We start from the raw sequence: 11275 nt of genomic DNA, 5'->3' as shown, positions 1-11275 counted from the left end.
CAAGCGTGGAAAGCCAGGGCCGATGCCAGGGCCGGCGGGCCGGGAAGGAAGGTGCCGTTGACGGGCGGGGCGGGGGCATTCGCCCGAGCCGCGTCCGGCGGGGGCGACGGCTCCCGCGCCGACGGTGCTGGAGGGGGTCAGGGCACCGCGAGCCGGTCCGCACATGCCGGTCGGCTGACGGTTCGGGAACCCGGAGCGGGCGGGGCGGCTCCGCCGACCGGTGGTGCCCGGGGGTCACCGGAGCCGCCGCGCCGTCCGGTGCGGCGGTGGGTGGCGTCGTGGCAGGTGCCGGCGCAGCCACCGCAGAGGGTGGCGGGCGAGGGCCCGGACCGCCGGGCGCGGGGCCGAAGGGCCGGGCGAGGCGCGGGGGATGACGGTGCAGGTGCCCTCCGCCTCCATGACGCAGACGGGACCGCTCCCGGCCCCGGTCCGCCAGTCGACGCGGACGGTGACGGGCCGTGGCGGGTCGCCGGGCAGTTCAGCGGCCAGCTCGATCACGCGCTCACGGTGACCGCGCCGGGACCGGGCGGCCACGACCTTGCCGTCGACCAGGACTTCCGTCGGTCCCCGCGCGGGGCCGGCCCGCACGGTGACCGAATGCCCCTCCCGGTCGAGGTGGAAGCGGTGGTCACGGGTCATGGGCCACCTCCTCGGACCCGGCTCGCGCCTCAGCGGCGTATTCGTCCGGCCCTTCTGTCCCGGGCGCCGCGCAGCCGGCCGATGAGTTCCGCCTCGGAGACGTACTCCGGGCATCGGGGGTTGTGGCAGGGACCGGCCGTCCAGACCGGTATGAAGACGCCGAAGCTCTTGTGGCGCTCCACGACGGTGCCCACCGGCTGTTTGCACGAGCCGCAGACGAATTCCGACGTGCGCGTCCGGTGTTTCTGTTCGCCCCTCATGACCGCCATTTTACTGTCCCTTGGTGATGTTTTGCCATCACTTTAAAGAGTGACTTCGCTGAGCGCCGGGTGCGCGTGGCTCGGCGGTGTCTTGGCTGTCCTCGGCCGCGCCTCAGGTGTCGGGGGGCGGTTCCGGCCTCCGGCGCGGGTCGCCCGGCGGGTCCGGCCCGGAGGTGTGCGAGGCGCCGCCTGCCGAGCCGCCCCCCTCGGCGGCGGACGCGGATTCCGCAGGCGCCTCCGCGTATTCCGGAGGGGTGGCGCCGGGTGGTGGCGGGCGCAGCAGGCTGAGGCCGACGGACACGGCCAGGACGGTGGCGATGACGGCGAGGCTGAGCAGTGAGGGGATCTCGGGCACGGCGCTGCTGATCGTCTTGTGCGAGGCCTGGAGGACGAGTTTGACGCCGATGAAGGCGAGGATGAGAGCCAGGCCCTTGCTGAGGTAGTGGAAGCGGTCGAGCAGGCCGGCGAGCATGAAGTACAGCGCGCGCAGGCCGAGGATGGCGAAGGCGTTGCTGGTGTAGACGATGAACGCGTCGTTGCTGACGGCCAGCACGGCGGGCACGCTGTCGACGGCGAAGACGATGTCGGCGGCCTCGATCGCGGCGACGACGGCCAGCAGCGGGGTGGCGACGTGCTTGCCGGCCTCCTTCACGAAGAAGTGCGTGCCGGCGTACTCGTCCCGGACGGGGACCACCTTGCGCAGCAGGCGTACGGCGATGCTCTTGCCGGGATCGAAACTGTCGTCCTCCTCCCGGAGGATCTTGTACGTGCTGTAGAAGAGGACGGCCGCGAAGACGAACAGGACCGCCGTGAAGCGGCTCACCACGGCCACGCCCGCGGCGAGGAAGATGCCACGGAAGACCAGGGCGCCGAGGACGCCGAGGAACAGCACCCGGTGCTGATAGGCCCGTGGCACCCTGAAGTACCCGAAGATCAGCGCGAAGACGAACAGGTTGTCGACCGACAGGCTCTTCTCCAGCAGCCACGCGGTCGTGTACTCCACGCCGGCGGCCGTCCCGACCACGAGGAAGACGACCGCGCCGAAGACGATGGCCAGTCCGACCCAGACCGCGCTCCAGGCGGCGGCCTCGCGGAACCGGATGACATGGGCGTGCCGGTGCGCGAGCAGATCCACGGCCAGCGACACCAGTACGGTGACGGCGAAGATCATCCAGAGCCACAGCGGCACACTGTGCACGGTTCCGCCCCTTCCGGCGCGACGGACCGGTCGTCCTCGGGAGGCCGGTCATCTCTTCCGAGTCTGAGGGATGCGGCAACGGCTGTCCTCTCGGCAGGTCGCGCGCGGCGGCGCCCGGGCCCTGACCGCCGTGGAAGCCGGCCCCGGCGGCAGCGGAACCCGGGCCGTCCCGGCAGGACGCGCGGCGGGCTCGGCCCGGCGGCGCCACCGGCAGGCCGTCACCGGCAGGCTCCGACCGGCGGCCGTCCCGGACCGCCGGGAAGCCACCGCCGGTCGGGAAGCTACGACGCGTGCGGGCAGTCACCGCCGTGCGGGCAGCCACGACCCGTGCGGGCAGTCACCGCCGTGCGGGCAGCCACGACCCGTGCGGGCAGCCACCGCCGGTCGGGCAGCCACCGCCGGTCGGGCAGCCACCGCCGTGTGGGCAGCCACGACCCGTGCGGGCAGCCACCGTCCGCCGGGTGGCCACCCGGTGACCGGCCGGTGGTCCGCCCGCCCGGCTGCCGGTCTGCTACAAGGGTGCGGCAGGGAAGCAGGGGTGCCGGAGCGAAGAAGGGTGCGGGCGTGAAGCTGACGATTCTGGGCGGTGGCGGATTCCGGGTGCCGCTGGTGTACGGCGCGCTGCTGGCCGACCACGGCGAGGGCCGGGTCACCGAGGTGGTACTGCACGATCTGGACGACCGTCGGCTGCGGGCGGTCTCCCGGGTGCTGGCGGAGCAGGCCGAGGGTGTCCCCGGCGCACCCGTGGTGTCCGCCACCACCGACCTCGACGAGGCCCTGCGCGGCGCCGCCTTCGTCTTCTCCGCGATCCGCGTCGGTGGTCTTCAGGGCCGGGCGGCGGACGAGCGGATCGCGCTCGCGGCGGGGGTGCTGGGCCAGGAGACCGTCGGTGCGGGCGGCATCGCCTACGGACTGCGCACGGTCCCCGTCGCCGTGGACATCGCCCGTAGGGTGGCCCGGCTCGCCCCGGACGCCTGGGTCATCAACTTCACCAACCCGGCCGGCCTGGTCACCGAGGCCATGGCCCGCCACCTGGGTGACCGGGTCATCGGCATCTGCGACTCGCCGGTGGGCCTCGGCCGCCGCATCGCCCGGGTCCTGGGCGCCGACCCGAAGCACGCCTTCGTCGACTACGTCGGCCTCAACCACCTCGGCTGGGTGCGCGCCCTGCGCGTCGCCGGGCGGGACGAACTGCCCCGGCTGCTGGGCGATCCCGCGCTGCTCGGCTCCTTCGAGGAAGGCCGGCTGTTCGGCGCCGACTGGCTGCGGTCGCTCGGCGCGATCCCCAACGAGTACCTGCACTACTACTACTTCAACCGGGAGACCGTCCGCGCCTACCAGCGGGCCGAGCGGACCCGCGGCGCCTTCCTGTGCGACCAGCAGGCCCGGTTCTACGCCGAGGCGGCCGACCCGGGCGTCTCCGCCCTGCGCGCCTGGGACCGTACCCGCGCCGAGCGGGAGGCGACGTACATGGCGGAGAACCGGGAGAGCGCCGGTGCCGGCGAGCGCGAGGAGGAGGACCTGTCCGGCGGCTACGAGAAGGTCGCGCTCGCCCTGATGCGGGCCATCGCCCGGGACGAGCGGACCACCCTGATCCTCAACGTCCGCAACCGCTCGACCCTCCACGTCCTCGACGCGGACGCCGTCGTCGAGGTCCCGTGCCTGGTGGACGCGGGCGGCGCGCACCCCCTGGCCGCCGATCCGCTGCCCGGCCACGCCACCGGCCTGGTGTGCGCGGTGAAGGAGGTCGAGCGGCAGGTGCTGTCCGCGGCGGAGTCGGGTTCCCGTGCCACCGCGGTCAAGGCGTTCGCCCTGCATCCGCTGGTGGACTCCGTGAACCTCGCCCGCCGGCTGGTGGACGAGTACGCCGCCGCGCATCCCGGGCTGGGCTATCTGAAGTAGCGAAGCCGACGGATGTCTGCGGGGGCATGCCGGCGGGTGCCGGCAGCCGCGGTGGTCAGTCTAGAGCGGCAGTACCTCGCCCGCCGGGGCCGTGTGCACGGGCGCCGACACCGCCGGGAGCGCCACCTCGGCGGGCTCCTGCCGGTGCCGGGCGAGCCCGGCGGGCAGCAGCGGGCGCGGTCCCGCCAGCACCGTGTAGTCCTGGCCGAGGAACGGCGGCTCGATCACGCCGGGGTCGTCACCCAGCGCGAGCCGCACCGCCGCCCAGGGCGCGTTCACCCCACAGAGCGACAGCTGGTGCAGTCCGCCTGCGGGCCTGGTGTTGACGTCCAGCAGCACCGGGCGGTCGCCGAGCATCCGGAACTGGATGTTGGACAGATGGTGCAGCCCGAAGCCCTCCGCGATCAGCCGGGCCGGCGCCAGCCACCGTTCGTCCAGGGTGAAGCCCCGGCGGCGGCCGTTCTTGGTGCGGCCGATGGCGAGCCGTACCCGGTTGTCCGTCCCGGTCAGACAGTCGACGGACACCTCCGGCTCCGCCAGGCGGGGCATCACCAGCCAGTCCACCGCCTCCCCGGACCGCCGCAGCGCGTCGAGGACCGTGTCCAGTTGCACGTACGGCCCGGGGAAGCCGCTCAGCTGCGGCAAGGACACGGGGGACCGGGTGATCACCCGGAAGCCGGCCCCGCCCGCCCCGGCGGCCGGCTTGACGCACGCCTGGTACTCGGACTCCTCCAACTCTTCGACGGCGGCGAGGAGTTGGTCGGCGGTCCGGACCCGCCACCACGGCGGCACGGGGACGCCCACCGAGCGCACCGCCTCGTACCCGATCGCCTTGTTCTCGAACACGGCGACCGCCTCGGGCGTCGGCGCCAGCAGCGCCGTACCGGCCGCCGCGAACTCGGCCCGGTGCGCCACGATCGCGGCCTGGTGCAGCCGGGGCACGAACACGTCGATGCCGCGCCGGGCGCACTGGTCGAGCGCGTATTCGACGTACGCCGCCGGGGACAGGCCCTCCGGCTCCAGCTCGGCGGTGTCGGCGGCGGCCAGCACCGGCGAGTCCGGGTCACCGTGCGTGGCATGGATCTCGACCGCCCGGTCGCCGGGATTTCTCCGCAGCTGATCCATGAAGAACACGTTCTCCGCGTACGTGCGGTTGAGCCAGACGCGTACGCGAGAGAGCATGCAGGCCGCCTTTCGGTGTGCGGGCAGGGCGGAGCGGCCCGTGCCCGGGCAGGTGCGTGGAAGGGTCACCGAACGGCCCTGGGGGGACGGGGAGTCGGGGCGCCGGTGTCGGGGCGATCATACGGCCAACAGGAGCCCCCTCGCGCACCCTGCCGGTGCGGGTCCCCGCGCGTGTCAGTGGTTCCCGGTCGCCGTCGCCCCCTCGGTGACGGGGGCGGGCGCGGCGGCCCCCGCCGAGGCCCCCGAGGGCTCCGGCGAGCCGGCGACCGGTGCGCCGGCGGCCCGGGCGCGCGGCAGCCACAGCGCGATCAGCAGGCCGAGGGCCATGCCGGCCGCGGTGAGCAGGACGACCAGGAACTCCCCGTCCGCGGTGGCGGCCCGCAGCGCCTGCCCGGTCCTGCCGTCGGTGCCGGCGTCGGCGAGCGCGGTGAGCACGGCCAGGCCGATGGCGTTGCCCAGGTTGAGGGTGGTGGAGGCCATGCCGTTGGCGATGCCCTGCTCGCCGGGCGCGACCTTGGTGGCGGCGGCGATCCACATGGAGGTCCACACGATGCCCTGGCCCACCCCGGAGACGATCAGCCCGGGTACGGCGATGCCGTAACCGGCGTCCGCGTCGAAGCCGAGGGAGAGGGCCGCGGTGCCCACCGCGCCGATCAGGAAACCCGTGATCAGCGTGGTGCGCGCGCCCAGCCGGGTGGTCATGCGCTCGCCGAGCTGGGTGCCGGCGGCGATGGCGACGGAGGGCACGAGGAAGGCGAGCCCGGTCTCCAGGGCGCTGTAGCCGTGCACCGACTGCAGCAGCACGGTGAGGAAGTAGGGCAGGGTGCCGAACGTGGCCATGTACAGGAACGTCACCGTGATGGCCACGCTCAGGCTGCGGTTGCGGAACAGCCGGAACGGCATCAGCGGGTCGGCGCTGCGGGACTCGATCACGGCGAACGCGGCGAGGCACACCACGGCGGCGACGGCCGCGCCGATGACCGCCGGCGCGCCCCAGCCCCACTCCGGGCCCTCCACCAGCGCGAAGACGAGCAGGGTGGCGCCGGCGGTGACGGTCAGGGCGCCGGGCAGGTCGAACCGGCGGCCCGCGCCACCGGCCGGGTCGCGCGGGATGACGAACACGGCGGCCAGGGCTACGAGCCCGGCCAGCGGTACGTTGACGAAGAACACGGCGGGCCAGCCGAAGGCCTCGGTGAGCAGGCCGCCCAGCAGCGCACCGACGGTCAGGCCGCTGGCCCCGGCCCCGCCCCACACGGCGAGCGCCCGGTTCCGCTTGGGACCCTCCTCGAACAGGGTGTTGATCAGCGACAGCGTGGACGGCAGCAGCAGCGCGCCGCCGACGCCCTGCACCGCCCGCGCGGCGACGATGACCTCCGGGCTGCCCGCGAGTCCGCCGGCCAGCGAGGAGACGGCGTACACGGAGAGCGCCAGCACGAAGATCCGGCGCCGGCCGAGCAGATCGGCGGCCCGGCCGCCGAGCAGCAGGAAGCCGCCGGCGAAGACCACGTAGGCGCTGACGACCAGTTGCTGGGTCTGGCCCGGGAAGTCCAGGTCGGCGCCGATGTCGGGCAGGGCGACGAACACGATGTTCAGGTCGAGGGAGAAGATCAGCTGCGCCAGCGCCAGCAGCGCCAGGCTCCAGCCCGGCCGGGTCCGGCCGGGTCCGGTCGGCCGCGTGCGCGGCCCGGGGGAGGGGGACATGGTCGGCCCTTCGGGGTCATGGGCAGGACGGCCCGGCTCACTACGACAGTACGCATAGTCGCGTACTGTCGAACTTTCGCTCAACGGGTCCATCGGTATCCGGCCACACCGGCATCGGCCGCGGGGACCCGTGCGTTCCGGTGCCGGATCTGAACGCGCGCCTGGCCGTACGGTCGCGATACCGTGGAGCGGTGATCCCGCACGACCCGGACCCGGGACGGAATCCGGTCCGGGAACCTCATCCACGGTGACCGGAAAACAACCGTGATCCGCCAAGTAGCCACCCGGCGCGGGAAGCTGACGCCCGGCCGGAAGACTCTTGTCCCGGGCAGGGTCGGTGTGTTCTTGTGGTGCCATCGGATGATCGGAAGGGGAGTGCGGGGTGGAGTCGACGGCCGGCGCCGGACAGTTGCTCGCCATCAGCGACCTGCACATCGGCTATCCGGACAACCGCGCCCTCGTGGAGGGCATGCGGCCCGAGAGTGACGAGGACTGGCTGATCGTGGCCGGCGACGTCGCCGAGACCGTGGCCGACATCCGCTGGGCCCTCGGCACGCTCGCGCGCCGCTTCCGCAAGGTGCTGTGGGTGCCCGGCAACCACGAGCTGTGGACCCATCCCAGGGACGAGGTCACCCTGCGCGGCGTCGCCCGCTACGAACACCTGGTCGAGGTCTGCCGGGAACTGGGCGTCGTCACCCCCGAGGACCCCTACCCCGTGTGGCGCGGCGCCGGCGGCCCGGCCGTCGTCGCCCCGCTGTTCCTGCTGTACGACTACTCGTTCCTGCCGGCCGGCTGCGCCACCAAGGCGGAGGGCCTGGCCTACGCGGAGAGCACGGGCATCGTCTGCAACGACGAGTACCTGCTGCACCCCGACCCCTACCCGACCCGTGAGGCGTGGTGCCGGGCCCGGGTCGCCGAGACCGAGCGCCGGCTGGCCGAGCTGCCCGAGGACCTCCCGACCGTGCTGGCCAACCACTACCCGCTGGACCGGCACCCCACCGAGATCCTCTGGCACCCCGAGTTCGCCATGTGGTGCGGCACCGGGCTGACCGCCGACTGGCACCGCCGGTTCCGGGTCGCCACCATGGTCTACGGCCATCTGCACATCCCCCGCACCACCTGGCACGACGGAGTCCGCTTCATGGAGGTCTCCGTGGGTTACCCCCGCGAATGGCGCAAGCGCCCGGAACCGCCGGGAAGGCTGCGCCGCATCCTGCCGATGGAGGTCGAAGCCGGTGATCGAGGAGCTGCTCCCGGAGTCGGTCGTGGCCGTGGAGGCGCACACTGACGACCCGCTGTGGGAGACCCCGCTCTACCCGGCGGAGGAGGCGCTCGTCGTGCGCGCGGTGGCCAAGCGGCGCCGTGAGTTCGCCGCCGTGCGCGGCTGTGCCCGGCGCGCGATGGAGAAGCTCGGCGTGCCGCCGCAGCCCGTGCTCAGCGGCGAGCGGGGAGCCCCGCTGTGGCCGGACGGGCTGGTCGGCAGCATGACCCACTGCGACGGCTACTGCGCCGCCGCGCTGGTCCGCGCCGGTGACCTGGCCTCCCTCGGCATCGACGCCGAGCCGCACGGACCGCTCCCGGAGGGCATCGGCGACGCCGTGTTCCTGCCCGCCGAGGCCGCGCGGCTCGGCGAGCTGGCCCTGCGCCGGCCCACCGTGCACTGGGACCGGCTCCTGTTCAGCGCCAAGGAGTCCGTCTACAAGGCGTGGTTCCCGCTCACCCGCAAGTGGCTCGACTTCTCCGAGGCCGACATCACCCTGCATCCGGACACCGGCGGTGAGTCGTACGGCACCCTGCGCGCCGAACTCCTCGTGCCCGGACCCCTGGTCGGCGGCCGGCGCCTCCAGGCCTTCGAGGGACGGTGGATCGTCAGGGACGGAGTGGTGGCGACGTCCGTCGTCGTACCGCACGCGTCCCCGGCACCGAGCCCCTGACGGCCGGCCAACCGCCTGCTGCGCACACCCCCGTGGCTCCTGGGGACCGGCCAACCGCGTGTCGCGCACACCCCCGCGGCCCCTGACGGCCGGTCAACCACGCGCCGCACACACCCCCGCGGCCCCTGGGGAGCGGTCAACCGCGTGCCGGACGTGCCCCCGCGCCTCCGTAGCCGGGTGCCGCGCGGGTCCTCGCGTCCCTGACGCCGGGCGACCCGCGCGCCGCCGGGCCGTCAGGCGGGCGGGTACCAGTCGCGCAGCAGGCGGAAGAACTCCGCCTCGTTGCCCGCCAGTCCGGCGTGTGCCAGCGCCTGTTCGGCCTCGGCGAGGACCGCGGGCGGCACGACGGCCGGCCGGCCGGCCTCCGGCGGCCCGTCGAGGGCGGCGCGCACCGTGTGGAGCAGCCGCAGATACGCCTGGACGGCGGTGCGCTCACGATCGGTCAGTACGGCGGTGGGCATCGGTCGGCTCTCCCCGGGTAGGCGTCACGGTCACGCGCCCTGCGGCGCCGTGCACCGCGTCCCGCGGCGCACATCCCCAGCTTGCCGCCCGCCACTGACAATCCCGTCCGGCTCGGCCCGTGTTCGCCCGCTCAGCGCAGGCGCGAGGAGGAAACGGACACACCCGGGCGCCCCGTACGACCCGTCACCGACGGGCGCCGGGACCCGCCGCCCGGTTCACGACTCGGGCCGCTTCACGCTCTCCAGCAGCATGTCCAGCCATTCCGCGACCTTGTCCCGGTGCTGGTCGGTGGGCAACTGCGCGGCCCGCCAGGCGATTCCGCGCACCCCGTGGTCCTGCAGCAGCCGCTCCAGCGGGTCCTCCGCGGCCTCGATGTCGGCCCGCTCCCGGTCCGCGAGCTTCTGCAGCAGCTCCTGCTCGACGCGCTGTAACGCGCCCGCCAGTGCCTCGGGGTCCTCCGCGGTGAGGAAGCCGGCGTGCACCCGGAAGAAGCGCTGCAACGCGTCGCAGTGCTCCATGGTGGGCCGCCGGTCGCCGTTGATGAGGGCGCCGGCCTGCTGCCGGGACATGCCCGCGCCGTCGGCGATCTCCTGCTGGGTGTACCGGCGTCCGCCCGGTTTCAGCCGGGTGCGGCGCAGCAGGTCCAGGCGTTGCAGGAAACGGGCCTGGACGTCCGGTTCGCCCGCCGGCCGTCCGCTGAGCAGGGCCCGGACCACCGGCTCGGGCACCCCGCAGGCGATGGAGAGCCGCCCTACGTCGAAGACCTCGGCGTGCGGTACGCCGAGGCGGTCGGCGAGCGCGGTGACGCGGGCGACGACGGCCGGCAGCTGGGCGGTCGCCGAGGCGCCCGGATCCTCGTAGCCATCCGTCACCGACAGAACTCCTACGTCTCTAAAGAGGGCTTCAGGTGCGTCCGTGCTTCTCACGAGCGATCGCCGTGAACTTCCCGGAGAGTAGCCCGTGTCCGGAACCCACATCCAGGTGTCGCCACAACTGTGGCGAATTTGAGCCGTCAACCGGCATGAAATGCCACGATAGTTGACACGACTCTTGCCTGGGCAGCAGGATCGCATCGCCGCGTGAAAGGCCGCAGAGGCAAGAGGGGTGACCTCCCGATGGCACATCAGGCAGGAGGGCAGCGGCCGGCACCGCGGCCCGTCCCCGACACTTGCGACACCCGGGCGTACCTCCAGGACTACGGGGCGCTGCTGGAGTACATGTCGTGCCCGTCCCTGGTCGTCGACCACCAGTGGAACGTGGTCATGGCGAACCGGGCGTTCGAGACGCTGTTCCGTGACGTGCGTCCGCATCCGACGGCCATGCCGGGGGTGAACTTCCTGCGGTTCGTGCTGTTCCACCCGGACGCGGGCCGGATCCTCGGCGAGCACGAAGCGGCATGGTGCCTGCCGATGCTGGCCCAGCTGCGCACCGCGCTGGAAGCCTACGGCCACGACCAGGAACTCCAGTCCGTGCGCCGGGAGATCGCCCAGGACCCGATCATGGAGGCCGCCTACCGGCACGGCCTGCCGCACTGGATCCGCGCCGTCGGCGAGGGCGCGACCCGGCTCGACGGCGCGGTACGCCTCCTGCACCACCCGGACCCGCGCCACGGGCGCACCGAGTGCCGCATCGTGGAGGAGGCGCCGCAGCCGCTGCGGGAGCTGGGCTACCGGCGCCTGACGATGGTGCCGCGAGAGCCCCGCCGCCCCTCCGCACCGGTACGCCGCCCCCGCCGGACCCGCGGCACCACCTCCCACCTCACAGTGGTCCCGGCACCCGAGAGCTGACCTGGCCCGCGAGAGTGATCCGGCCGACAAGGGGGGGGCTTGGTCAGCGAGGACCGGCCTCCCCGGGCCCTGTCCAGCGCCCCGACCCTCGACCGGCGCCCCGGCCGGCACCTCCTGCCCCCGAGGCCGGCACCCCGCCCCCGACCCGCGCCTCCGCCTCGTCTTCCGCGCGCCCCCTCCGCGCCCCACCACACCTACGCAAGTCACTTG

Annotated in this window: 11 protein-coding genes; 4 read left to right on the top strand and 7 right to left on the bottom strand. The window is 73.7% G+C overall.

Annotated features, from left to right (window positions below):
* Nucleotides 1–234 precede the first annotated feature (234 nt).
* The 3 genes from Srubr_RS19460 to Srubr_RS19450 form a co-directional block, all read right to left on the bottom strand.
* The gene (locus Srubr_RS19460; protein WP_189999381.1) at nucleotides 235–639 is read right to left on the bottom strand and encodes a hypothetical protein; all 405 of its coding nucleotides are present in this window, start codon (nucleotides 637–639) and stop codon (nucleotides 235–237) included.
* A 29-nt stretch (nucleotides 640–668) separates the two neighbouring features.
* The gene (locus Srubr_RS19455) at nucleotides 669–899 is read right to left on the bottom strand and encodes a hypothetical protein (RefSeq protein ID WP_189999380.1); all 231 of its coding nucleotides are present in this window, start codon (nucleotides 897–899) and stop codon (nucleotides 669–671) included.
* 112 nt (nucleotides 900–1011) lie between these two features.
* On the bottom strand, nucleotides 1012–2097 hold the full coding sequence (locus tag Srubr_RS19450) for a TerC family protein (RefSeq protein ID WP_189999379.1): 1086 nt from the start codon (nucleotides 2095–2097) through the stop codon (nucleotides 1012–1014).
* A 564-nt stretch (nucleotides 2098–2661) separates the two neighbouring features.
* Here Srubr_RS19450 and Srubr_RS19445 point away from each other — a divergent pair.
* Nucleotides 2662–3999 carry a 6-phospho-beta-glucosidase gene (locus tag Srubr_RS19445; RefSeq protein ID WP_189999378.1) on the top strand — a complete coding sequence of 446 codons (1338 nt, stop codon included), beginning with the start codon at nucleotides 2662–2664 and terminating at the stop codon, nucleotides 3997–3999.
* 60 nt (nucleotides 4000–4059) lie between these two features.
* Here the strand turns inward: Srubr_RS19445 and Srubr_RS19440 are convergent, their stop codons facing one another.
* Entirely contained in the window at nucleotides 4060–5181 is a 1122-nt protein-coding gene (locus tag Srubr_RS19440) for an ATP-grasp domain-containing protein (RefSeq protein WP_189999377.1), read from the bottom strand.
* A gap of 174 nt (nucleotides 5182–5355) precedes the next feature.
* On the bottom strand, nucleotides 5356–6882 hold the full coding sequence (locus Srubr_RS19435; protein WP_189999376.1) for an MFS transporter: 1527 nt from the start codon (nucleotides 6880–6882) through the stop codon (nucleotides 5356–5358).
* Between the two features lie 382 nt (nucleotides 6883–7264).
* On the opposite strand from Srubr_RS19435, the gene Srubr_RS19430 reads away from it, so the two are divergent.
* The gene (locus Srubr_RS19430; protein WP_189999375.1) at nucleotides 7265–8170 is read left to right on the top strand and encodes a metallophosphoesterase family protein; all 906 of its coding nucleotides are present in this window, start codon (nucleotides 7265–7267) and stop codon (nucleotides 8168–8170) included.
* Nucleotides 8118–8816: a 4'-phosphopantetheinyl transferase family protein gene (locus tag Srubr_RS19425; protein WP_189999374.1), complete on the top strand. Its 699-nt coding sequence runs from the start codon at nucleotides 8118–8120 to the stop codon at nucleotides 8814–8816. Before Srubr_RS19430 ends, Srubr_RS19425 begins: the two co-directional genes overlap by 53 nt.
* A 233-nt stretch (nucleotides 8817–9049) precedes the next feature.
* On the opposite strand, the gene Srubr_RS19420 is transcribed toward Srubr_RS19425, so the two are convergent.
* Together Srubr_RS19420 and Srubr_RS19415 are read right to left on the bottom strand one after the other, a co-directional pair.
* Nucleotides 9050–9277 carry a hypothetical protein gene (locus tag Srubr_RS19420; RefSeq protein ID WP_189999373.1) on the bottom strand — a complete coding sequence of 76 codons (228 nt, stop codon included), beginning with the start codon at nucleotides 9275–9277 and terminating at the stop codon, nucleotides 9050–9052.
* Between the two features lie 216 nt (nucleotides 9278–9493).
* Nucleotides 9494–10150, bottom strand: coding sequence for a helix-turn-helix domain-containing protein (locus Srubr_RS19415; RefSeq protein WP_189999372.1), 657 nt, complete (start codon nucleotides 10148–10150; stop codon nucleotides 9494–9496).
* A 243-nt stretch (nucleotides 10151–10393) separates the two neighbouring features.
* Here Srubr_RS19415 and Srubr_RS19410 point away from each other — a divergent pair, with 243 nt between their 5' ends.
* A complete protein-coding gene (locus tag Srubr_RS19410) occupies nucleotides 10394–11065 on the top strand; it encodes an MmyB family transcriptional regulator (protein ID WP_189999371.1) in 672 nt (223 codons plus the stop codon).
* The last annotated feature ends 210 nt before the right edge of the window (nucleotides 11066–11275 follow it).

Origin of the sequence: Streptomyces rubradiris (assembly GCF_016860525.1) — a bacterium.
Classification (GTDB): Bacteria; Actinomycetota; Actinomycetes; order Streptomycetales; family Streptomycetaceae; genus Streptomyces; species Streptomyces rubradiris.
The sequence above is the reverse complement of the archived record's forward strand: the minus strand, read 5'-3'. Positions and strand labels throughout refer to the sequence as shown.